Below are 25,011 nucleotides of genomic sequence, written 5' to 3' on the forward strand. Positions count from 1 at the left end.
AATACACAATGAAAAAAACAGCGAGAAAGAAGAAGCTAATGTGGATAGCTACATTAGTTTCAGGACTTTTATTATGTCAACCGACAAGCGTATGTGCACGGGAGGTGAAAACAGACGTGCATGAGACGGATTGGTCATGGGATAAGGAAAGGACGGTGACTCTAAATTTGAAAAGAGCGACAGTCAAACAATTTTTTGATGCTGTGCATCAACAGACCGGATTGGATTTTGTGTACAACACGAAGCAGATGGCTGCTATGGAACCTATCAGCATTTCGGTAAAGAACGAACCGATAGAGAAACTGCTGAACTTGGTCTTCGGAAAGAAAGGATTCACTTTCAAAAGAAACGGGAACATGGTGACTGTCGGTCTGGAAACGCAAAGTCAGAAAACCCCTGTTCCGTCGGGGGCAAAGCTGCAGAAACAAAAAGTGACAGGGCGAATCTATGACCAGCAAGGAGAGCCTCTAGTCGGAGCGAGTGTCCGCATAAAAGGGACTAACATCGGCAGTGTAGCGGATATCAATGGAGTGTACGAAATAGAAGCGGAACCCAATGCCGTATTGCAATTCAGCTATATCGGAATGGAAGCTCAGGAAATCACCTATAAAGGAGGGAATAAACTGGATGTATCGCTCAAAGCTGATAATAAAACCGAATTGGAAGCCGTTGTCGTAACCGGTATTTTCCAAAAACCGAAAGAGAGTTTTACAGGAGCTGTCTCTACCATCACTTCTGAACAACTGAAAATGTACAAGGGACAGAATATGCTGCAAACATTACGCAATGTAGACGCTTCCATCAATCTGGCTGTCGATAATATTTCGGGTAGTAACCCTAACAACCTGCCCAATATCAATATCCGCGGTACCTCCTCCCTGCCTATGAGCGTAAAGGAATTTAACGAAGGTGTAAAGGGAGAAGTCAATACTCCGCTGATCATCATGGATGGTTTTGAGATTTCACTCACCAAACTGATGGACTATAATGACAATGATATTGAATCCATCAATATCCTGAAAGACGCATCGGCTACAGCCTTGTATGGCTCACGCGGAGCCAACGGAGTCATTGTAATTGTTTCAAAACGCCCGGTTTCCGGTCGGCTGAAAGTGACAGGTACGATAGGACTCAACCTCGAAATGCCCGATCTTACTTCATACGATCTGCTGCATGCCGCAGACAAACTAGAGCTGGAACGCCTGACGGGACTTTATGTATTGGAAGGTTATCCTACGACAACGATAGAGCGACAGGAAATCTACAACGGACGTTTACGAAAAGTCCTTTCCGGTGTAGACACTGACTGGTTGAGCAAACCGCTACGTACAGGAGTCGGGCAGCGTTATAATCTGCGAATGGAAGGCGGCAATGAAGAATTTCGCTGGAGCACTTCCGCTGACTATAACGACACGCAAGGAGCTATGAAAGGTTCTTCACGTAAAGTTTTCAATGGAAGCATTACCTTAATGTATTCCATTAAGAATCTAATTTTCAAAAATCAGACCAACATAGGGATAACTAACAGTAGGGAAAGTAATTACGGTTCATTCAGCAATTATGCCAATCAACAACCTTACAATGCTCCCTATGATGAGAATGGTAATATTGTGCGTTATTTCGACGACTTCTATGCCAATCCGAACTCAAGGACGCAGAATCCGCTTTATGACGCGACTCTCAACTCATTTGATAAAAGTAAATATCAGGATATAAGCAATAATTTCTCTATTGAATGGAATATCTTTGACGGTCTGAAATTACGTGGACAATTAGGAATCAGCGGTCAGACACACTCCAGTGATTATTTTTTGCCGGCAGAACATTCCAAATTCAATACCGATGAATACAAGAGCGCCAGTGGATATTTTCGCCGGGGACTTTACCGCTACGGTACAGGAGAGAACCAGAATTACGATGGTGCCCTCACCCTGTCTTATACCAAAATTATTGCCGACAAACATCAGTTATATACAGGTCTGGACTATTCCATTACCGAATATAAGTCACACTCGTATGGATTTGAAGCGGAAGGTTTCAGCAATGAGAATATGAATTACATAAACAATGCATTGCAATATAAGAAAGACGCGACTCCTTCAGGTTCTAAAAGCACCAATCGCCGCATTGGTCTGACAGCCAATGTGAACTACACTTATGACAACCGTTATTTCCTCGATTTATCTCTGCGTATGGACGGAAGTTCCAATTATGGGACCGACAAGAAGTACGCTCCTTTCTGGAGTACCGGTATCGGATGGAACCTGCATCATGAGTCATTTCTGAAAGAAAACGATGTGCTCACCCAACTGCGTTTAAAAGCCTCCTATGGAGAAACCGGTTCCATGAATTTCTCAAGTCTGGCGACGGAGACCTCCTACAAGTATGTAACCAACAACAAATACCTGAACTGGACGGGAGCTTACCTCGTTGGTTTAGGAAATCCCGACCTGACATGGCAAAAGACGGCTCAATACAATGTCGGTCTTGAGGTCGGTTTGTGGAACGGAAGATTTTCAGGAACCTTCGATTACTATGTGAAACAGACCAACAATCTGCTGTCTTCTATGAATATTCCTCTTTCAATGGGCTTTTCTTCGTATGCCGCCAATGTGGGGGAGGTGAAAAATAACGGGTTCGAAATAGGATTGAACGGTATCATACTCCGTAATCCTGCGCATCACTTTTCATGGTCAGGACGCGCCCAATTGGTATACAACAAGAACCGTATTGTCAAGGTATCCGAAGCTATCAAAGCTCAAAATGAAGAATACTTGAAACAAAATGTAGATGTAAGCAGTCTTTTCTATGAAGGACGCCCGCAAAACGGTATCTATGCCGTGCGATCATTGGGCATTGATCCCAGCTCGGGTAAAGAAATCTTTTTGGATAAAAATGGGAAGATCACTAGCACATGGAATCCGTCGGATAAAGTGTATCTTGGTTCCGGTGAACCACTCTATCGTGGCATAGCCGGGACGATGGTCAGTTGGAAAGGGTTGAGCGTTAATCTCTCATTTGCTTATCATTGGGGTGGAAAAGTCTATAATCAAACATTACTCGATAAAGTGGAAGTGAGTACCTACACCATTGCTTCACAAAATGTAGACTCACGCGTATTAAGTCAAAGATGGATCAAAGAAGGTGATTTGACCTTCTTCAAGGGATTCTCAAACCAAGCCACTCGTGCCACGTCTCGTTATGTGATGGACGACAATGTTTTTGAATTGCAATCACTTGATATACAATATCGTTGGGACTCTGCCGCCTTTCAGAAAGCTACCAGATTTAGTTATTTGATATTCGGAATCAATATGTCCGACTTACTTTATATCTCATCCGTCAAACGTGAGCGTGGAACTGGTTATCCTTATGCCAGAGGCATCAGAGGTACTCTTTCCTTTGCTTTTTAGTTCAAATTAAATAAGAAAAGATATGAAAATAAATAAGAAACTGATAATCATACTGTCCGGCATTACTTTCATGTGTACATCTTGCCGCGATTGGCTGGACATCAAACCGGAGGACGAGGTGTATGGAAAAGACCTATTCTCTTCGTACCAGGGTTTCAAAGATGCTTTGAACGGCTGCTATATGGCATTAGCCGACTGTAACGCTTATGGTGAGAGATTGACAATGAGCAATGTTGAAAGTCTTGCCGCACAATGGAATCTGACCAGTGACTACTATCGTAAAGCTGACTACTATTTTTTACATCACAATTATACCCAGGATGATGCAAAGAATGCCATTAAAACGATATACAGTCAATTATTCAATGTGATTACCCAGGCGAATATGATTATCGGAGCTTGCGAGCAATATGGCAACAACATTGCGGATCCGGCGAGTCGTGCCATGATAGAAGGAGAAGCGTATGGCATACGCGCGTTTTGCCAGTTGGACATACTGCGCCTCTTCGGGCAGCTTCCGCAAAATGCGACGCTCACAGTGTCGCTCCCTTATTCAGAAAGTGCTGATATAAAGATTATGCCGGTGTATTATTCTTTTGAGGATTACGTGAAGAAGTTGGATGAAGATCTGGACAAAGCTTGTTCTCTACTAAAAGACTATGATCTGATCTTTAAATACACATTCGACCAACTGAATACTCCTTCAAACATTAATTTGAACGATGATTATCTGGCTTATCGCCAATTACACTTCAACTACTGGGGAGTGAAAGCCTTAAAAGCGCGTCTCTATTTATATATCGGAGATGTGACAAAAGCACATGATAACGCAATGGAAATTATCAACGCAAAAGGAGCGGATGGCAAGTCTCTAATGAAATTAAGCGGAAGAGAAGATCTCCTCAAAGGTCTTTATGCCTGCCCGTCAGAATGTCTGCTTGCTATACACAAGTACAATTTACGGGACTATTCTCCTACTGTACTAGGCGGTGACGCAGACCGTAAGATAAATCCATCGGAACAACTTTGTCTGAACGGCACATGGAATTTGCAAAGGCTCTTCACAGGCTTTTCTATCACGTCACACAACAGATACATTTACCAATGGGAATTGAATACGGAGTCAAGCTCCAATGGACAAAAGTTTCCAACACTTAAGAAGTATTATAGCAAATACAGCAGCGATAATGATATGGTGAAAGGACAAATTATCCCTTTGCTTCGTATTTCCGAACTGTACTTGATTGCTATGGAAACTACCACTAGTCTGGAGGAAGCCAATGCGTTATATAAAGAATATATGGCTTCTCATGACATATCTATCTCTGCGGAGGACAGTTTTACTTCTTTGGATGCTGTGGCGAATTTCATGTTGGCAGAGTATCAGCGTGAATTTTATGCGGAAGGTGTTATGTTCTATCAGTACAAGCGTCGTAACTCAACGTCTATGACTTTTCTTTTTGGTGAAACCATGAATGAAGGACTGTACGTCTTACCATTACCGGAAACAGAATACAATCCAAATGCAATTCAATAAAAAACAGAATTTATGAAACATTATAATCATGCATTCCTATCATTGCTTTTAGGGGGTATATTTGCCATGCTAATGAGTGGATGCGAGAAAGAACTACCTGTATACAGTGATCCGAATAACCGTCTGATCTTTGATTATTCCAATCCGGCGGACACACTGAAGCGATACTCGTTTGTCTACGAGAAAGCCACTACCACAACAGATACTCTGTGGTATAAAGTACATACTATGGGTTTTGTCACCCCCTATGACCGTCCTTTCCAGTTAGAGCAAGTAACTTATGGAGTGTCAGATAACGCTGTACCGGGTAAACATTACGTAGCTTTCGATGACCCTGAATTGCTAAAGAAATATTATTATATTCCTGCAAACTCTGCCGGTACTACTATTCCAATAGTACTTAAACGGGATGCTTCTCTAAAATCACAAGGCTTCATGCTTGTATTTACCATCAAAACCACAGATGAGTTTTCTGCCGGATACACCAACAAGAGCTTCATGAGCATTTATATTGCGGACTTTTTGGCTAAACCTTCCGGATGGAAAACTTTATCAACCTATTATTTCGGCGAATACGGAGTAGCAAAACATCAATTTTTGATAGACACGACAGGAGATAAGTGGGATGATGACTTCCTTGCCAACGAACTGTCTATTGAAGATGCCGCTGTTTGTGATAAATATTATATTGCTTATTTGGAAAGTGTTTTACGCGAGGCTCTTGACAAACTGAATGCGGAACGTGAAGCGCAAGGACTAGGAAAACTGAAAGAGGCAGATGGGACGGAAGTCTCCATTCCCCTGATATCACTATAGAAAAAATGAAATGAATCAAAATAGTAAAGATATGAAAAGGCATTACTTTATAACATACATGATTATAATGATGGCGATACTCTCTGCCTGCTATAGCGACAATAGCGAGGAGGCTTCCGTTGAAGTGGGAAACATTTCCATCAGCGGGATAAAAGAGAAATATTCAGCCATGTCCGATAATGGTGAAGTACTACAGATCAATCCCGTTATCAAAAGTGACTATCCCAAAAAAGACTTGGAATACCATTGGTTCTTATATGAAAAATCGAAGGAGAATGCATCTACAGATAATGATGGAAACCATTACGAAGAAGTCCTTATCAGTGAAGATGAGAATCTGTCCTATCCTGTCAATTTGGGGGTAGGCGACTACACCATTGTGCTTCGGGTTAAATCCCTAAGCAATGGCTGTGTGGCCTACCAACGTACATCACTGAATGTATCTACCCGTTATACAGAGGGATTCTATATACTGAAAGAAGTGAACGGAAACACGGAATTGGATTTCCTGTCCCCTTCGAATGAAAAGATAGACAATGTCTTTACTCGACTGCACCAAGCACCGGTAAGCGGAAAGCCTAAAAGCTTGTCGGTCGTATATAATCATGCGTACATTGATCCGGAGACTAACAAAGCGTCTTACGACCATTCATTGTGTGTCATTACTGATGACAGAAAAGTACGCTTTCTGCGTGCACCGGATTTAGCGGTAGTACATGATGAGAAAACCATGTTTTATGCATCGGATGGAATAGACGAGGTTCCTTATACAAGTGTGAACACCACTTTTAAAAATCTCTATCTTTCCAGCAAGGGAGCATACATTACCGCTTGCGGCGACGCCACTGCAAAACCCATGCCTATTGGTAAATTCAGTCATCCGGAAGAACCGGCGGGCGCCAGTCCCTTTGTGGTAAAAACCGGAACATACGAAACTGTCTTCTGGAATGAAAAGAACCATACGATTTATCGTATAGACATGAATGGAGGTATAAAGACTCCTAGTCCAAAAAAGAATGCATATCAAGAAGTTGCAGTAGAAAACCTGACCAATTATGAATGTGTTTCTGCCGGACAGACTTACATTAACTATGATACCAAACTCTTTTTCTTGTTTAATGAAACATCTACCGGCGATAAGATTTTCTACCGCATGACAGCCAATTGGAGTAATTGCACTCCGGATACCATGCTCACCGTGAATCCCGATATGCATTTCGCCAAAGCGACTTATCGTTCTTACAATGCTCGTTGGGCATCTATAGCCTACTGTGTAGATGGTGGAAAACTTTATGCCTATTCGTTAAATTATCAACAAGATCCTAAGAAATCGATAGAAGAGATAGAGAAAGAGGCTGAATGGGAATTAAAGCCGGAAGGCATTCCTGCAGGTGAAGAAATTGTATATGCAGAAACAATCTATTGGGAACAATTCAATCAAGACAGGTATGGAGACAGTTTCAGATACCTTGCAATAGGAACTCAAACGGGGGATAGCTATCAATTATATTTATATAATATGTTAGGTGGTTCTCCCGATGGGGAACCGGTAAAAACGATTAGCGGAACCGGTAAACTGAAACGCGCCGTATATCTTGCACCAAAATATCCGGGAAATGATTCCGGTCCATTCATGGGATATCCCTACTAATATTGATTTATCAAAAGAATTATGAACCGACTGTTAAAGCATATCATAGTAACATTACTTGCTTGCTGGACTACCATCACGTACGCCCAGCAAGGAGAAGGGGTTTCTTTCCTCGACAATCCCGCATGGCAATCCCTGCTGACGCAAGCGCAGGCTGCCAACAAACCGATTCTGGTAGATTGCTACACCGCTTGGTGCGGACCATGTAAAATGATGGTAAGCCAGGTTTTCACCCAGAAGAAGTTGGGAGACTATCTGAACGGGCGCTTCGTATGCGCCAAGATAGACATGGAAAAAGGAGAGGGACCGGAACTTGCCCAAAAGTTCAGCGTAAAAGCCTTTCCTACTTTTCTCTATCTGACCAAAGAGGGGACGTTGATGAATTCCGCCGTGGGCGGTTGTACAGCCGACGAATTTATAGAACGTACGGAACGCACCCTATCCGGCAAAACGCTGGAAGTCCTGCAAACGAAGTATGAGGGAGGGGAACGCAGTGAAGAATTTATGGTGCAGTATATTGTGACTCTCGATGAACACATGAAACGTAAAGAGGCTATGCAACTTGCATTGGAGCTGCTGGAAGGGAAAGAGAAGGAATTGTTGGAGAGCAAAGGTCTTTACGACCTTTTCTTCCGCTATATCCGCGAACCGTTTCATCCTCTTTTCCGCTACGTGCAGGAACATCAGGACGAATTTAAAGCCCAGTATGATCCGCAACAGTTAGACGATAAGTTGTATCAAGTGTGGTCGGCACATGCAAGCGACTTCTTCAAACAGGAAGGCTCTGTATATAAGATTGATGAAGAAGGGTTAAACCGCTATTTCGAAGAGATGACCCGCTTCCCACTCTTCAAAGGAGACGAAATAATGTTGCGCAACCATCTGCTGGTGGCGGAATACCAAAGAGACTGGAACAAATATGCGCAAATTTGCAACGAAGCAATCCGCAAACAAGACGTCTCGGATGGGATTCTTTATAACTGGGCTTCACGCATAGGAAACGGAACAATCACCTCCGCCACCCGAAAAATGATAACGGGCTGGGTGAAGAAACGCCTTTCCGAGATTCGCAAAAATACGACGGCGGAAAACTACCGATACATAGCATACTATGAACAACTACTGGCAAGCTTCAATCCAAAGAAATAATATTCAAACTTAAAAGAAAGTATATCGTATGAGAAAATTACTACTAGTGTCATTGGCGGCATTTTGCATCCCCATGCTTGTATTTGCCGGACCTAAGTCTGACAAGAAAACGACCAAAAAGAAAAAAGGTAAAACAGAAGCCGTAACGCCTCCCGCCGACCCTAAAAAAACGGAATATGACAAACTGATAGAGGGCATGAAAAGGCAGGAAGGCATGCTCTGCGCTTATACCAAAGAGGGAAAGCTTCTGCTGGAACTCGGTTCCGAAGCCTTTAAGCATGATTATCTGTTGGCTACCCGATTGGCGGAGACCAGTAATACTGGGGTAGGAGTGGCGGGACAAATGCAGTGTGAACCACTTTGCTTTTATTTCTCTACTGACAGCATCAATGTGTACATACATCAGCGCCAACTTGTATTCGCTGTGCCGGAAGGGGACCCTGTACTTCCATCGTTCCATAAGAACTTTACCAATCCCGTGGTAGCTGCCTTCAAAGTGAAAAGCAAATATCAAGGGAACTTGACGATTGATGTTACCGATTTCTTCACCACCGACCAACGCATCATCTCTCCCATACACGACGGTATACGCAAGTCCTACTCCTTTGCACCGGACGCTTCCATTATCAAAGGAGTCAAACTGTTTCCGTCCAATATGGAAGTACGCACACAAATGAATCTCCGCAACAATCAAAACGGCCAGTGCATCACGCTGATGCTCAACCGCTCGATACTCCAATTGCCGGATACGCTGATGGAACAGCGCTTTCAGGACAATCGTGTGGGATATTTCCATTCATTCCGTAACCTGTTCGACACCCAGGAAGATAAAGTAACCACCTATAATTTTATCCATCGCTGGAGGCTGGAACCTAAAGACAGGGAAGCCTATTTCCGTGGAGAGCTGGTAGAGCCCATAAAACCCATCGTATTTTATGTAGATACAGCATTCCCTCAAAAATGGCGTGAAACAATCATACAAGGTATCTTAGACTGGAACACTGCCTTTGAAGCTGCCGGATTTAAAAATGCCGTCCAAGCCAAGATGTATCCGAACGACCCTAACTTCGATCCGGATGATATGCGCTATAGTTGTGTGAAATATGCCACATACGCGATACCGAACGCGATGGGCCCCAGTTACGTAGACCCCCGTTCGGGAGAGATCCTTACAGCCGATGTCATTTGGTATCACAATGTCATCCAACTTGTACACAACTGGCGGTTTGTACAAACCGGTGCCGTAGATAAACGGGTACGTGCCAATGTGTTTCCTGACGATGTAATGTGCGAATCACTGCGTTATGTCATCTCTCATGAAATAGGACATACGTTAGGTTTGCTCCACAACATGGGAGCTAGTCATTCCTACCCCGTGGAGAAATTGCGCGATCCGGCTTTCACACAGAAATACGGTACGACTCCCAGCATCATGGACTATGCCCGCAACAACTACGTTGCCCAACCCGGCGACTTTGAGAAAGGCGTGAGACTGACGCCTCCTATTTTAGGAGTGTATGACATATATGCCATCAATTGGGGATATCGCCTTATTCCGGGCAATAAGACTCCCAAAGAGCAATCTAAGGTTCTAGCCAAATGGATTGAAGAGAAAGCCGGTGACCCGATGTACCAATTCGGATTACAGCAAATGGGGATTATTGAAGACCCGACCGCCCAAACGGAAGACTTAGGCAATGACCCGATAAAGGCGGGTGATTATGGTATCAGCAATCTGAAAATCGTCTATAAGAACTTGGAAGACTGGATGGGCGTGAAGGGAGATACTTATCAGGATTTAAAAGATTACTTTGCTAGCATTGTCGGACAGTATTCTAATTATTTGGGACATACACTGGGGTATGTGGGAGGAGTTGTATATACTTACAATCGTGTAGGAGAAAAAGACGGCGTACGTGTATTCGTACCCAAAAGTCAACAGTCCGCATCCATGAAATGGGTTGTCAGCCAACTGCGGGAAGCAAACAATTGGCTGATTATACCGGAGAAAATAATCCGCTTCGGATTTGACTTGAATGGTGCCGACGGTCTGATTCAAGGAGGTGCGGCAACACTTTACGATGCCCGTCGGTTGCAACGTATTTATGAAGGAGGCGTAGTAGACGCAAAGAACAACTATACACTCACGTCTTATTTGGATGACGTCTATCGTACTATATTCCAATCTACCATTGCCGGACAGGCACTCAATTATACTGAGATGAAAATGCAGGCGGCAGCCATCGAAGCACTGGCTACCAATGCGGGATTTATACAACCACCCATGGGGGGACTTCGAATCGGATTGGCCGATTCATTCTATTCGGAGAAATGGCGCTGCTGCTGTTCCGCCGCATCCGAGGAACAGTCAGCCACCATGCGTATGCCTGTCATTCCTCCTTTGAATCAGAAGTTGTTGCAATCTTCCTCTTTCGGGCAATTGCAGAAAATACTTCAGCTCTATAAGGCGAATAGTTCCGTAGGCAATCAGGAAAGCCGTGATTTTTATCGTTTCCAGATACAATATATCGAACGCTTGATGAAAAAATAGGCGGATGAGGGATCATTCTCTTTAAACTGAGAAAGCGATATTACAGTTCATATAATATCGCTTTCTTATTGATTAGAAACTATTTTCTACTTACTTGTTGTCATTCTCGCGAATCTCTACCCGGCGAATCTTGCCGCTGATCGTCTTCGGAAGTTCTTCCACGAACTCAATCACACGCGGATATTTATAAGGAGCAGTCACTTTCTTCACATGATTCTGTAACTCCTTAATCAGTTCTTCGCCGGCACGTGCTTTATAATCTTTAGATAGAACAATCGTAGCTTTTACTACCTGACCGCGAATCTCATCGGGTACTCCGGTGATGGCACATTCCACAACAGCCGGATGAGTCATCAATGCACTTTCCACTTCGAATGGGCCGATGCGGTAACCGGAGCTCTTGATAACGTCATCTGCGCGACCGACAAACCACAGGTATCCGTCTTCGTCTTTCCAGGCAACATCACCGGTATAATAAATACCGTCGTGCCAAGCTTCGTGAGTGCGTTCCGCATCCCGGTAGTATTCTTTGAAAAGTCCGAGAGGTTTGCCTTTGCTGGTGCGGATTACAATTTGTCCCTGCTCACCGGCTTCAACAGAGCGACCTTCATGGTCGATCAGGTCTACATCATATTGAGGATTCGGCAGTCCCATGCTTCCCGGTTTCGGTTCCATCCACGGCATGGTAGCGATGGTAAGGGTTGTTTCCGTTTGTCCGAAACCTTCCATCAGTTTGATACCAGTCAATTTCTTGAACGTTTCAAATACGGCAGGGTTCAATGCTTCTCCGGCAATGGTGCAGTATTTGAGTGAAGATAAATCGAACTTCGTCAGGTCTTCGTGAATCAGGAAACGGAAGATGGTAGGAGGTGCACAAAGGGAAGTGACATGATATTCCTGGATTTTTTCAAGAATAGCTGCCGGGGTAAACTTCTCGTGGTCGTAGACGAAGATATTGGCTCCGGCAATCCATTGTCCGTAAAGTTTGCCCCATACCGCTTTCCCCCAGCCGGTATCGGCAATGGTGAGGTGAAGGCTGTTCTCATCCAGATTATGCCAGAAGCTACCGGTAACGATATGTCCTAGCGGATAAGTGAAGTCGTGTGCCACCATCTTAGGCTCACCGGTAGTGCCGGAAGTAAAATACATCAGTGAGATGTCGTCGTTAGTGTTCGCATGGCGGGGACGTACAAACGGGGCGGCATGTTCGATACCCTGATGGAAGTCCTCGAAACCTTCCGGAATATCCGGACCGACACTGATTAACTTTTCTACAGTAGGACATTCGGGAAGAGCATCTATGATATGTTGCAGGATGATTCCTTCACCGGCAGCTACAATCATTTTGATATCGGCAGCATTGCAGCGGTAGATAATATCCTTTTTAGTCAGCAGGTGGGTAGCCGGAATGACGGTTGCTCCCAGTTTGTGTAGGGCGATGGTGCTATACCAGAACTCATAACGCCGTTTCAGAATCAGCATCACCATGTCGCCACGGCCGATACCCAGACTCTGGAAGTAAGAAGCGGTCATGTCTGTATAGCGTTTCATATCGGCAAATGAGAACTGGCGGCTTTCGCCTTTGTCATTTGTCCAAAGCAAAGCGTTCTTGTCGGGTTGTTCGGCAGCCCAGGTATCTACTACGTCGTAGCCGAAGTTGAAATTCTCCGGAACGTTTATTTTTAAGTTTTTGATAAAGTCCTCTTGTGAACTGAAAGAGGTCTGTGATAAAAATCTTTCTACCATGATGTTATTACATAATTACTGCCAGAAAACGTACCGTTTTGCCATCGAGCGCTTTCATGCCATGTGGAAGTTTAGAGTTAAAATAAATGCTGTCGCCTTGGTTGAGGATGATTTCTTTGCCTTCGATGTTGATAAGCATACGTCCTTCGATGACAAGGTTGAATTCCTGTCCGTTATGTTTGTTATAATGGATCGGCTCGTCGATTGCTTTCGGTTCAACGGTAACGATGAACGGGTCGGCGGTACGGTTCATGAATCCTGAAGCCAGCGATTGGTATTTATAAGCTTTGGTACGTTCGATGCTGACACCTTTGCCGGCACGGGTCACAAAGTAGCTGCTCATTTTAGGCTCTTCGCCAAACATCAGGGCGTCGAGAGCTACATTGTACGTACGGGCTATTTTTTGTAACATACTGACGGAGATATCGTACTCTCCAGTTTCCGCAAGCCGGTATTCCTCAGCAGAAATGTCGCTGTCGCGGGCAATGTCTTCAGAAGTCAATTCGAGTACATCACGTAGTCCGCGAAGGCGTTCTGCTATCTGTTTAATTTGGTCATTCATATTGTTGAAGTTATAAGTGATTAGTTATAGTAATTTTGCGAAATGATTTCATTTTATTCAGGCACGGATTACACGGATTTCACGGTTTTTAGTATTATAATTGTATAAAGCAACAGCGTAATCCGTGTAATCCGTGCCTGAACTTACTGACAGTCTTATTGTTATTTCGACGCTTTCATCGCTCGGATGATAGCGGAAGTGAAGCCGTTATGCTCCAGTTCGTTGATTCCCTTGATGGTGATTCCGCCCGGAGTAGTCACCTTGTCGATTTCTACGCTGGGGTGGGTGTCATTGTTCTGAATCAGTGCGGCCGCTCCTTTTAAGGATTGGGCTATCATCTGCATGGCATCTTTAGGACGGAGTCCCATTTCAATTCCGGCTTGCATGGCTGCCTGAATGTATTTCAGAACGTAAGCGATACCGCAGGATGCCAATGCAGTGGCTGCCGCTATTTTATCTTCGGGAATCAGCATCACTGTTCCCATCTCGCTGAATAGCCGGAGGACGAATTTGTCTTGTTCATCATTCGTGTTGCGGGCAGCGACAAGCGTCATGCTTTCCAGTTCGCTGATAGCGGTATTCGGAATCAGACGGAACATCGGCATTTCCGGTGCAACGACACAATGAGCCAATTCTTCAAAGCTGATGCCGGCGGCTACAGAAATTAGTATCTGTTTGCTTTTCAGTTTCAATTCGCGCATCACAGGTTCCATAAACCACGGTTTGACGGCGAGGATGACAATATCTGCTCCTGCGGCAGCTTCCGCATTATTGTTCGTGATAGAGATACCCGGAAATTCATTCTTCAGTTTCTCTAGTTTTCCGGCACTGGGATTGGATACAATGATATCCGAATCGTCTATCAGACTTCCTTTTGCCAGGCCACGGGCTATTGAACCGCCCATGTTTCCTGCACCGATAATGGCTATTTTCATATACGCTTGTTTTTAATGAGTTGTTACAGACAAAGGTAACGGTTAATTACGAAAAAACAAAAAGCAGCCAGAATAAGAACTAAATTTCTAATAGAGGCTGCTTTTATCGTTGGCTGTTTATTAATCAAATGAGCGGTTAGAGTACTTTCTTGAACCGGGCAAGGAACTCTTTTGCTTCCTCCATGCTAAGACAAAGAGGGGGCAACAGGCGAAGTACATTCGTGCCGCTTGCTCCGGTGAATACGTGCTCGTCGTAAATGAGTCGGCTGCGCAGTTCCTTGATTGGTTCTTCAAATTCAAGTCCGATCATGAGTCCGCGTCCGCGCACTTCCTTAATTTGCGGGAATTTCTTTAGTTCTTCCAGTAAATAGTCACCTACAGCTTTTGCATTCTCTACCAGATTTTCCTGTTCAATGACATCCATCACGGCGAGAGCTGCCGCACATGCCAGATGGTTCCCACCGAAGGTAGTTCCCAGCTGACCGTATACCGGTTTGAACATCGGGCTGATTAGGACACCTGCCATCGGGAAGCCGTTACCGATTCCTTTGGCTACAGTGATGATGTCCGGTTTGATATCGTTATATTGATGAGCGAAGAATTTGCCGCTACGTCCGTATCCGCTCTGAATCTCATCCAGAATCAGGATGGTTCCCGTCTCGCTACAAGTTTTGCGGAGTTCCTGCATAAATTCGGTGGTCGGTATTTTGATACCGCCTACACCTTGAATTCCTTCAATGATAACAGCACAGGTGTCTCCTTTAGACAATTCCTGCTTCATCGCGTCAATGTCGTTGAGCGGAAGGTAGGTGACATGACCGTTATTGTTGATAGGAGCGATAATGGAAGGATTGTGAGTTGCTTCTACTGCAAGAGACGTACGTCCGTGAAACGCTTTGCTGAAAGATACGATTTTGGTACGTCCGTTGTGGAAAGATGCCAGCTTCATGGCATTTTCGTTTGCTTCGGCACCACTGTTAATCAGAAACAGGCTGTAGTCTTCGTAACCGGAAATCTTTCCCAGTCGTTCGGCTACCTCTTGTTGAAGCTTATTGATGACGGAGTTCGAGTAGAAACCAAGTTTTGATACTTGATTGCTGATCATCGCTACATAGTGGGGATGCGCGTGTCCGATGGAGATAACGGCGTGACCTCCGTAGAGATCCAGATATTCTATTCCGTTCTCATCCCATACCTTGCAGCCATCACCTTTGACAATGTTGATATTGTATAAAGGATATACATCGAATAAATTCATAATTCTTCTGTTTTTTAGAAAGCTGAAGGCTTCAAACGTAGTCCTATGGTTTCTTCCAGGTTGAACATCAGGTTCATGTTATGAACGGCTTGTCCGCTGGCGCCTTTCAGCAAGTTGTCGATACAAGAGATAATCAATAGCTTGTCGCCATGCTTTTCCAGATGTATCAGGCATTTATTAGTATTAACGACTTGTTTTAAGTCAATATTCTTATCTACGATGTGTACGAAGGAGTCTTTGGCATAATATTCCTCATACATACGAACGATTTCTTCCTGTGCTACTTTGGTCTTGACTACCAGCGTTGCAAAGATACCACGAGGGAAGTCTCCACGGTATGGAATGAAGTCAATATCTACATCGAAGCTGTTTTGCAGTTGCTTCAGCGATTGCTTGATTTCCGGAACGTGTTGGTGTTCGAATGCTTTGTACACACTCATATTGTTGTTTCTCCAACTGAAATGACTGGTAGCACCCGGTTTCACTCCGGCGCCCGTACTTCCTGTAATGGCATTTACCATCACATCATCCGTCAGCATCAGGTTCTTGGCGAGCGGAAGCAAACCAAGTTGTATGCAGGTTGCAAAACAACCGGGATTGGCTACGTGCTTCGCCGTGCAAGTGGCCCGGCGGTTCAGTTCCGGCAGACCGTAGATAAAGTCATGGTCATCGCTTTTGATACGGTAGTCCATGGAGAGGTCGATAATCTTCAGGTCTTCCGGTATGTTGTGGCTTTCCATGAATTTCTTTGTGTCGCCGTGGGCGGTACAGAAGAAAAGAACGTCGATTTCGTCCAAAGGTAACTGGTCGGTGAATCTTAAATCTGTTTCTCCATACAAGCCTTCGTGTACGTCGGTAATTTTGTTTCCGGCATTACTGCTGCTGTTGATAAATACGATTTCAGTTTCCGGATGGTTGAGCAGCAGACGGATTAATTCGCCTGCTGTATATCCTGCGCCACCAATGATTCCTGCTTTAATCATATCTCTTCGTCTTTGTGGTTATTATAGTAAACGCGGAGCGGAGTGGAGGTCACTTTGATAAAGCCTTTTGCATCTTCGGCTGTCCAGCCTTTCTGCATTTCACCGTATTCTCCGAATTTAGTCTTCACCAGATCATCTTCCGATTCTACACCTACGGTAGAGAAAGAAAGCGGGCGAAGTTCGAGGATCGCTGTACCGTTCACATTGCGCTGGCTTTCCTGCAACATGGCTTCGATGTCACGCATGACCGGTTCCAGATATTGACTTTCGTGGAGGAACATACCGTACCAGTTAGCTACTTGGTCTTTCCAGTATTGTTGCCATTTGCTCAATGTATATTTTTCAAGGAAACGGTGAGCGCCGATAATCAACATCGGGGCAGCTGCTTCGAATCCTACACGGCCTTTGATACCGATAATTGTATCGCCTACGTGCATATCACGACCGATACCGTATGCTGCACCAATCTCTTCCACTTTCTGGATAGCTTTGATCGGGTCGTCAAACTTCTCGTCGTTGACAGCTTTCAGTTCCCCTTTTTCAAAAGTCAGGCGGAGCTGTTCGCTACCTTCTTTTTCAACATGTTTGAGGTAGGCTGTTTCCGGGAGTCCTTGCGCGGAGTCGAGAATTTCGCCGCCACAGATAGAAGTACCCCACAAACCAACGTTATAAGAGTATTTCAGCTTAGTAAAGTCTGCGCTGAAACCATGCTTGTTCAGATAATCAATTTCTTCCTGACGGCTCAATGCCATGTCACGGGTCAATGTGATGATTTCCACATTGGGAGCCAGTACGAGGAAAGTCATATCGAAACGGATCTGGTCGTTACCGGCTCCGGTAGAACCGTGTGCGATGGCGTCTGCACCAATCTCGTTGGCATAGCGTGCGATAGCCAATGCCTGGAAGATACGTTCGGAACTGACTGAAATAGGATAAGTACCGTTGCGCAGCACATTTCCGAAAACCATGTATTTCAGACTCTTTTCGTAGTATTCTTGGGTAACGTCCAGTGTTACGTATTTCACTGCTCCCAGTTTATAAGCATTTTCTTCGTTTGTCTTCAGTTGTTCTTCACTGAAACCACCCGTATTGGCACAAGCTGCATATACTTCGTAACCTTTTTCTTTGGCGAGGTACATGACGGTGAACGATGTGTCCAGTCCGCCGCTGAATGCCACCACTACTTTTTTCTTCTTTTCTTCCATAGTGCTGTATCTTTTAAATGTTATTTCTTTCTTGTTCTTTTTTATGTTCCGCGGGTCTGTCGGATCGTACAGCATGGCTGTGCAGATGCAGAACTTACGGTTCTTCGCTACCAGAATGTCATGGTTGATACATCCTTCGCATCCTTTCCAGAAAGCTTCATCGTCTGTCAGTTCATTGAAAGTGACAGGTACGTAACCCAGTTCGGTGTTCATCTTCATGACTGCTGCTCCGGAGGTCAGGCTGAATATTTTTGCTTTCGGCCATCGGAGACGTGCGAGTTGGAAAGAAGCTTGCTTAATACGCTTTGCCAGCCCTAATCCACGAAAATCGGGATGAACGATCAGACCGGAAGTAGCTACGTACTGCTTGTTTCCCCATGATTCGATATAGGTGAATCCGGCGAAAGTGTCACCGCAAAGAGCAATAATCGCCTTACCTTCTTTCATCTTTGTCGCTACGTATTCGTGTGTGCGTTCCGCAATTCCTGTTCCTCGTACGGCGGCAGCATTTCTGATAGTTTCCAAAATAGTGTCAACGTAAACCTCATGTGAGGCGTCGGCTACCATAACATCTATTTGTTGAGTGTCCATTTCTTTATGATATAATAATAGGTATAATTATTCGATATTGGGAATGATGAGTGACAAAAGCTGGCGTATCTTGCTGGTTGCAACTCCTTCACGCAATACCAGCATAATCGTGTCATCACCGGCAATGGTTCCCAGGATTTCACTGAATTCATTGTTGTCGATGTCATAAGCCATGCTGCTGGCATAACCGGGACGGGTGCGGATAACGGCAATGTTACCGGAAAACTGCAAAGAGATAAATCCGTTGTTGCGTAACATTTCACCGGCACTCTGGTCGGTAGAACGTTTATACATAATGTTGTTCGGCAGTACATATACGTACTTTCCGTTCATACTGGCAGCCTTGGCTACTTTCAGTTGTTTCAAGTCGCGGGAGAGGGTGGCCTGTGTCAGTTCGAAGCCTTCGCGGTTCAGCTCTTGCAGCAGTTCTTCCTGCGAACCGACCTCCTTGCTTGAGATAATCATTTTGATGGCGTCTAACCGATTTGCTTTCTTCTTCATTGTATAATTATTCTAAGAATGGCGCAAAAGTATGCATTATTTCGGAGAAAATATGCATAAAACCAAAGTTTTTTTGCATAAAAGTGAAAAATATGCTAAACGATGAGAGCCTGTTTTTCTGTTTTGTGTCAAAATGTATACCCTTTCAATCAAAATACATAAGGAAAGGGAGGAGGGAATCGCCTATCTTTGCCATGTAGGTAAATGTATACCTTAAACATATAGACAGAATACCATGAAACAAAACTTTTTTGCAGTCGACCTGGGCGCAACGAGCGGTCGTACAATCTTGGGAACTTTCATTGAAGGCGGATTAAATCTGGAAGAGATTAATCGTTTTCCTAACCACCTGATTGAAGTGGGTGGACATTTCTATTGGGATATTTATGCATTATATCGTCACATTATTGACGGATTGAAGTTGGTTGCTCACCGTGGCGAATCCATTGCTTCTATCGGCATCGATACTTGGGGAGTGGATTTTGTATGTGTCGGAAAAGACGGTAACTTGCTCCGTCAACCTTATGCATATCGTGACCCGCATACGGTAGGAGCACCGGAGGCTCTTTTCTCCCGTATCTCCCGTAGCGAAGTGTATGGCAAAACGGGTATTCAGATTATGAATTTTAATTCACTTTTCCAATTAGATACTTTACGGCGCAATCACGACAGCGCATTGGAGGCGGCAGATAAAATTCTGTTTATGCCGGATGCGTTGAGCTATATGCTCACTGGAGAGATGGTGACGGAATATACGATTGCTTCGACAGCCCAGCTGGTGAATGCACAAACACGACGTTTGGAGCCGGAGTTGCTGAAGGCGGTAGGATTGAGTGAGAAGAATTTCGGCCGTTTTGTATTTCCGGGTGAAAAGGTGGGAGTATTGACGGAAGAAGTGCAAAAGATTACCGGACTGGGGACGATTCCTGTGATTGCTGTAGCCGGACACGATACCGGTTCTGCTGTTGCTGCCGTTCCGGCATTGGATCGCAATTTTGCTTATTTGAGTAGCGGAACCTGGTCGCTGATGGGAGTTGAAACGGATGCTCCGGTGATTAATGCCGAAACGGAAGCGTTGAACTTTACCAATGAAGGCGGTGTGGAAGGAACCATTCGTCTGTTGAAGAATATTTGTGGAATGTGGCTGCTGGAACGTTGCCGTCTGAATTGGGGAGATACAAGTTATCCTGAATTAATCAGTGAGGCGGATGCTTGTGAACCATTCCGTAGTCTGATTAATCCGGATGATGATTGTTTCGCGAATCCTGCGGATATGGAAAAAGCCATTGCTGAATATTGCCGGGCTACCGGACAGTCGGTTCCTGAGAAACGCGGACAAGTGGTGCGTTGCATCTTTGAAAGTCTGGCTTTGCGTTATCGCCAGGTGTTGGAGAATTTGCGTTCACTTTCTCCCCGTCCGATTGATACATTGCACGTGATTGGCGGAGGTAGCCGGAATGATTTGCTGAACCAGTTTACTGCCAATGCAATAGGCATTCCTGTGGTAGCCGGCCCGTCTGAAGCGACAGCCATCGGTAATGTGATGATTCAGGCCATGGCAGCAGGCGAAGCAACGGATGTTGCCGGTATGCGCCAGTTAATTAACCGTTCTATCCCGTTGAAGACTTATCAACCGCAAGACACGGAAGCTTGGGATACGGCTTATATCCATTTTAAGAACTGTGTTCGGAAATAAATGGAACAACCGACAGAATAATCATTTTTAAAACTAATAGAATATCATGAAAAAAGAAGAACTGATTCAGAAAGCGTATGAAATTGCTGTGGAACGTTATGCAGCAGTAGGTGTAGACACCGAAAAAGTATTGAAAACTATGCAGGATTTTCATCTGTCACTTCACTGCTGGCAGGCTGATGACGTTGCAGGATTTGAAGTACAGGCCGGTTCATTGACCGGAGGTATCCAGGCAACCGGTAATTATCCGGGCAAAGCTCGTAACATTGATGAACTGCGTGCTGACATCTTGAAAGCTGCTTCTTATATCCCGGGTACTCATCGTTTGAACTTGCATGAAATCTATGGAGATTTCCAAGGTAAGGTGGTAGACCGTGACCAAGTGGAACCGGAACATTTCAAGAGTTGGATAGAATGGGGTAAAGAACATAACATGAAACTTGACTTCAACTCTACTTCTTTCTCTCATCCGAAATCAGGTGACTTGTCACTTTCTAATCCTGATGAAGGTATCCGTCAGTTCTGGATTGAACATACCAAACGTTGTCGTGCAGTTGCAGAAGAAATGGGTAAGGCACAGGGCGATCCATGTATCATGAACCTTTGGGTGCATGACGGAAGCAAGGATATCACTGTAAACCGTATGAAATATCGTGCGTTGTTGAAAGATTCTTTGGATCAGATTTTCGCTACCGAATATAAGAATATGAAGGATTGTATCGAATCTAAGGTGTTCGGTATCGGTCTGGAAAGCTACACGGTAGGTTCTAACGACTTCTATATCGGTTACGGTGCTTCTCGCAATAAGATGATTACGTTGGATACCGGTCACTTCCACCCGACAGAAAGTGTAGCTGATAAAGTATCTTCATTGTTGCTTTATGTTCCTGAATTGATGTTGCACGTAAGCCGTCCGGTTCGTTGGGATTCAGACCACGTAACTATCATGGATGACCCGACTATGGAACTGTTCAGCGAAATCGTTCGTTGCGGTGCTTTGGACCGTGTACATTATGGTCTTGACTATTTCGACGCATCTATCAACCGTATTGGCGCTTATGTGATTGGTAGCCGTGCAGCACAGAAATGTATGACTCGTGCTTTGCTCGAACCGATTGCGAAGTTGCGTGAATACGAAGCAAACGGACAGGGATTCCAGCGTCTGGCTCTGCTCGAAGAAGAAAAAGCGCTGCCTTGGAATGCAGTTTGGGATATGTTCTGTTTGAAGAATAATGTTCCTGTAGGTGAAGATTTCATCGCAGAAATCGAAAAGTACGAAGCCGAAGTAACTTCTAAACGATAAGTTATGGATATTTTAATCGGCTTATTGATTATAGCCATCGGTAGCTTTTGCCAGTCCAGTTCTTATGTGCCTATTAAAAAGGTAAAGGAATGGAGCTGGGAAAGCTTCTGGTTAATACAAGGTGTATTTGCCTGGTTAGTGTTCCCGTTCCTGGGTTCACTACTGGGGGTACCCCAGGAAAGTAGTTTGTTCGACTTGTGGGGAGCGGGAGGTGCTGGAATGAGCATCTTTTATGGTATCCTGTGGGGAGTAGGCGGTTTGACTTTCGGACTTTCCATGCGTTATCTGGGGGTTGCGCTGGGACAGAGTATCTCATTGGGTACTTGTGCCGGTTTCGGAACTCTTCTTCCGGCTCTTTTTGCAGGTACAAACTTGTTTGAAGGTAACGGGTTGATTCTTCTGTTGGGTGTTTGCATCACATTGGCGGGTATTGCCGTTATCGGGTATGCCGGTAGCTTGCGTGCACAAAACATGAGTGAAGAAGAAAAACGTGCTGCCGTAAAGGACTTCGCATTGACAAAAGGTTTGCTGGTGGCACTTCTAGCCGGTGTCATGAGTGCTTGTTTTGCTTTGGGACTGGATGCGGGAACACCTATCAAGGAAGCTGCCTTAGCCGGTGGAGTAGAAGGGCTTTATGCCGGACTTCCGGTGATCTTTCTAGTTACATTGGGGGGATTCCTGACAAATGCAGTTTACTGCCTGCAGCAGAATGTAGCGAATAAATCGATGGGTGACTATGCTAAAGGAAAAGTATGGGGCAATAATTTAGTTTTCTGTGCGTTGGCTGGTGTACTATGGTACATGCAGTTCTTCGGACTGGAAATGGGTAAGAGTTTCCTTACGGAAAGTCCGGTATTGCTGGCTTTCTCCTGGTGTATTTTGATGGCATTGAATGTCACATTTAGTAATGTTTGGGGAATTATTCTGAAAGAATGGAAAGGTGTGTCAAACAAGACCATAACTGTGCTGATAGCTGGTCTGATCGTACTTATCTTCTCATTAGTGTTCCCAAATTTGTTTTAAAAAAATCAGGCACGGATTACACGGATTACACAGTTTTTTTATAACTTGCGACAAAATCAGTGTAATCCGTGCCTAATTAAAAAATATATATAGAATGAAATCAATCTTAGAGAATCGTCCGGGACTTGCCAAAGAAGTAAACAAGGTAGCGGAAGTTGCCGGATACTTGTGGCAGAAAGGATGGGCTGAACGTAACGGTGGTAATATCACTGTTAATATCACAGAGTTTGTAGACGATGAAATCCGTCAGATGAAACCGATCAGTGAAGTTAAACCTATCGGTGTAACTCTTCCTTATCTGAAAGGATGTTATTTCTACTGCAAGGGAACTAATAAGCGCATGCGCGATTTGGCCCGTTGGCCAATGGAGAATGGTTCGGTGATCCGTATTCTGGATGACTGTGCCAGCTACGTAATTATTGCGGACGAGGCTGTGGCTCCGACATCGGAATTGCCTTCTCACTTGAGCGTGCATAATGACCTGTTGAGTAAAAACTCTCCTTATAAAGCATCTGTGCATACACACCCGATCGAACTGATTGCCATGACGCATTGCCCGAAGTTTCTGGAAAAAGATGTAGCTACCAATCTGTTGTGGAGTATGATTCCCGAAACAAAGGCATTCTGTCCGCGTGGTTTGGGTATCATTCCTTATAAATTGCCTAGTTCTGTAGAGTTGGCGGAAGCTACCATCAAGGAATTGCAGGATTACGATGTTGTGATGTGGGAGAAACATGGTGTATTTGCAGTAGATTGCGATGCGATGCAGGCGTTCGACCAGATTGATGTACTTAATAAATCGGCTCTCATCTATATTGCAGCGAAAAATATGGGCTTCGAGCCGGATGGTATGAGTCAGGAACAGATGAAAGAAATGACAGTTGCTTTTAATCTCCCTAAATAAAAAAACAATAGCACAACCATGAATCGCATTATTTTAAACGAAACTTCTTACTTCGGTGCCGGATGCCGGAGTGTGATTGCTGTGGAAGCAGCCAGACGTGGCTTTAAGAAAGCCTTTTTTGTAACGGATAAAGACTTGATTAAGTTTGGAGTAGCTGCCGAAATCATTAAAGTATTTGATGAGAACCAGATACCTTACGAACTTTATAGTGATGTAAAAGCCAATCCAACGATTGCAAATGTGCAAAACGGTGTGGCAGCTTACAAAGCTTCCGGAGCTGATTTTATCGTAGCTTTGGGTGGTGGCTCTTCTATCGATACTGCCAAAGGAATCGGTATTGTTGTGAATAACCCGGATTTTGCAGATGTGAAGTCTCTGGAGGGTGTAGCTGATACCAAACACAAAGCTGTACCTACCTTTGCACTGCCTACTACTGCCGGAACGGCTGCCGAGGTAACTATCAATTATGTAATTATTGATGAAGATGCCCGTAAGAAGATGGTTTGCGTAGACCCGAACGACATTCCTGCCGTGGCTATCGTAGACCCTGAACTGATGTACTCAATGCCGAAGGGACTGACTGCCGCTACCGGTATGGATGCTTTGACGCATGCCATCGAAAGTTATATTACTCCGGGTGCTTGGGTAATGAGCGATATGTTCGAATTGAAGGCTATTGAGATGATTGCGCAAAATCTGAAAGCAGCCGTAGACAATGGTAAAGATGTGGCAGCCCGCGAAGCAATGTCGCAGGCACAATATATTGCCGGTATGGGATTCTCGAATGTCGGTTTGGGAATAGTTCACTCAATGGCTCATCCGCTGGGTGCATTCTATGATACTCCTCATGGGGTAGCCAATGCTTTGTTGTTACCGTATGTGATGGAATACAATGCTGAATCTCCGGCAGCTCCGAAATATATCCATATTGCGAAAGCAATGGGAGTGGATACAACCGGAATGAGTGAAGCAGAGGGCGTTAAAGCTGCTATTGAAGCTGTGAAAGCACTTTCTATCAGCATTAATATCCCACAGAAATTGCATGAAATCAATGTGAAAGAAGAAGATATTCCTGCATTGGCTGTAGCTGCTTTCAATGATGTTTGTACAGGTGGAAATCCTCGTCCTACTTCGGTAGCGGATATTGAAGCCTTGTATCATAAAGCATTCTAAATCTCGTCATAGTA

General features: G+C 44.5%; 18 protein-coding genes and 1 pseudogene. 11 read left to right on the forward strand and 8 right to left on the reverse strand.

Annotated elements, in window-relative coordinates; translation table 11 throughout:
- Window positions 1-8: 8 nt before the first annotated feature.
- The 6 genes from NXV01_RS07480 to NXV01_RS07505 are packed head-to-tail and all read left to right on the forward strand — an operon-like array spanning window position 9 to window position 11,117.
- Window positions 9-3,413: a SusC/RagA family TonB-linked outer membrane protein gene (locus NXV01_RS07480; RefSeq protein ID WP_148363941.1), complete on the forward strand. Its 3,405-nt coding sequence runs from the start codon at window positions 9-11 to the stop codon at window positions 3,411-3,413.
- Between the two features lie 22 nt (window positions 3,414-3,435).
- Window positions 3,436-4,950: a RagB/SusD family nutrient uptake outer membrane protein gene (locus NXV01_RS07485; RefSeq protein WP_148363940.1), complete on the forward strand. Its 1,515-nt coding sequence runs from the start codon at window positions 3,436-3,438 to the stop codon at window positions 4,948-4,950.
- A gap of 12 nt (window positions 4,951-4,962) precedes the next feature.
- A complete protein-coding gene (locus NXV01_RS07490) occupies window positions 4,963-5,766 on the forward strand; it encodes a DUF4843 domain-containing protein (protein ID WP_148363939.1) in 804 nt (267 codons plus the stop codon).
- A 31-nt stretch (window positions 5,767-5,797) separates the two neighbouring features.
- Complete coding sequence (locus tag NXV01_RS07495; protein ID WP_259022100.1) at window positions 5,798-7,417, forward strand: PKD-like family lipoprotein; 1,620 nt, start codon at window positions 5,798-5,800, stop codon at window positions 7,415-7,417.
- A gap of 21 nt (window positions 7,418-7,438) precedes the next feature.
- On the forward strand, window positions 7,439-8,566 hold the full coding sequence (locus NXV01_RS07500) for a thioredoxin family protein (RefSeq protein WP_259022102.1): 1,128 nt from the start codon (window positions 7,439-7,441) through the stop codon (window positions 8,564-8,566).
- Window positions 8,567-8,594: 28 nt separating this feature from the next.
- Window positions 8,595-11,117 (forward strand): zinc-dependent metalloprotease, encoded by a 2,523-nt coding sequence (locus NXV01_RS07505; protein WP_148363936.1) that lies wholly within the window; start codon window positions 8,595-8,597, stop codon window positions 11,115-11,117.
- Between the two features lie 90 nt (window positions 11,118-11,207).
- On the opposite strand, the gene NXV01_RS07510 is transcribed toward NXV01_RS07505, so the two are convergent.
- The 8 genes and pseudogenes from NXV01_RS07510 to NXV01_RS07540 form a co-directional block, all read right to left on the reverse strand.
- Complete coding sequence (locus NXV01_RS07510; protein WP_195649293.1) at window positions 11,208-12,863, reverse strand: AMP-binding protein; 1,656 nt, start codon at window positions 12,861-12,863, stop codon at window positions 11,208-11,210.
- Window positions 12,864-12,870: 7 nt separating this feature from the next.
- Window positions 12,871-13,425: a helix-turn-helix domain-containing protein gene (locus tag NXV01_RS07515; RefSeq protein WP_148363934.1), complete on the reverse strand. Its 555-nt coding sequence runs from the start codon at window positions 13,423-13,425 to the stop codon at window positions 12,871-12,873.
- Between the two features lie 161 nt (window positions 13,426-13,586).
- A complete protein-coding gene (gene proC, locus NXV01_RS07520) occupies window positions 13,587-14,360 on the reverse strand; it encodes a pyrroline-5-carboxylate reductase (protein WP_148363933.1) in 774 nt (257 codons plus the stop codon).
- A 136-nt stretch (window positions 14,361-14,496) separates the two neighbouring features.
- Window positions 14,497-15,618, reverse strand: coding sequence for an aspartate aminotransferase family protein (locus tag NXV01_RS07525; protein WP_195649292.1), 1,122 nt, complete (start codon window positions 15,616-15,618; stop codon window positions 14,497-14,499).
- Between the two features lie 14 nt (window positions 15,619-15,632).
- Entirely contained in the window at window positions 15,633-16,601 is a 969-nt protein-coding gene (gene argC / locus NXV01_RS07530) for an N-acetyl-gamma-glutamyl-phosphate reductase (protein ID WP_259022104.1), read from the reverse strand.
- Window positions 16,598-17,806, reverse strand: a complete 1,209-nt coding sequence (locus NXV01_RS07535) for an argininosuccinate synthase (protein ID WP_004310468.1) — start codon at window positions 17,804-17,806, stop codon at window positions 16,598-16,600. The genes argC and NXV01_RS07535 overlap by 4 nt, the downstream gene beginning before the upstream one ends.
- 276 nt (window positions 17,807-18,082) lie before the next feature.
- A pseudogene (locus NXV01_RS26010) lies at window positions 18,083-18,397 on the reverse strand (GNAT family N-acetyltransferase); the annotation flags it as partial.
- 27 nt (window positions 18,398-18,424) lie between these two features.
- Window positions 18,425-18,898: an arginine repressor gene (locus NXV01_RS07540; protein ID WP_004299854.1), complete on the reverse strand. Its 474-nt coding sequence runs from the start codon at window positions 18,896-18,898 to the stop codon at window positions 18,425-18,427.
- A gap of 235 nt (window positions 18,899-19,133) precedes the next feature.
- On the opposite strand from NXV01_RS07540, the gene rhaB reads away from it, so the two are divergent.
- From rhaB to fucO, 5 genes are all read left to right on the forward strand, one after another.
- Window positions 19,134-20,594 carry a rhamnulokinase gene (rhaB, locus tag NXV01_RS07545; protein ID WP_259022105.1) on the forward strand — a complete coding sequence of 487 codons (1,461 nt, stop codon included), beginning with the start codon at window positions 19,134-19,136 and terminating at the stop codon, window positions 20,592-20,594.
- A gap of 46 nt (window positions 20,595-20,640) precedes the next feature.
- Window positions 20,641-21,897: an L-rhamnose isomerase gene (locus NXV01_RS07550; RefSeq protein ID WP_004299875.1), complete on the forward strand. Its 1,257-nt coding sequence runs from the start codon at window positions 20,641-20,643 to the stop codon at window positions 21,895-21,897.
- 3 nt (window positions 21,898-21,900) lie between these two features.
- Window positions 21,901-22,920 (forward strand): L-rhamnose/proton symporter RhaT, encoded by a 1,020-nt coding sequence (gene rhaT / locus NXV01_RS07555; RefSeq protein ID WP_148363928.1) that lies wholly within the window; start codon window positions 21,901-21,903, stop codon window positions 22,918-22,920.
- A 94-nt stretch (window positions 22,921-23,014) separates the two neighbouring features.
- Window positions 23,015-23,824, forward strand: a complete 810-nt coding sequence (gene rhaD / locus NXV01_RS07560; RefSeq protein WP_008997894.1) for a rhamnulose-1-phosphate aldolase — start codon at window positions 23,015-23,017, stop codon at window positions 23,822-23,824.
- A gap of 18 nt (window positions 23,825-23,842) precedes the next feature.
- Window positions 23,843-24,997: a lactaldehyde reductase gene (gene fucO, locus NXV01_RS07565; protein WP_004304988.1), complete on the forward strand. Its 1,155-nt coding sequence runs from the start codon at window positions 23,843-23,845 to the stop codon at window positions 24,995-24,997.
- Window positions 24,998-25,011: the final 14 nt, after the last annotated feature.

It is taken from the genome of Bacteroides sp. BFG-606, from assembly GCF_024788145.1.
Taxonomy (GTDB): domain Bacteria; phylum Bacteroidota; class Bacteroidia; order Bacteroidales; family Bacteroidaceae; genus Bacteroides; species Bacteroides vicugnae.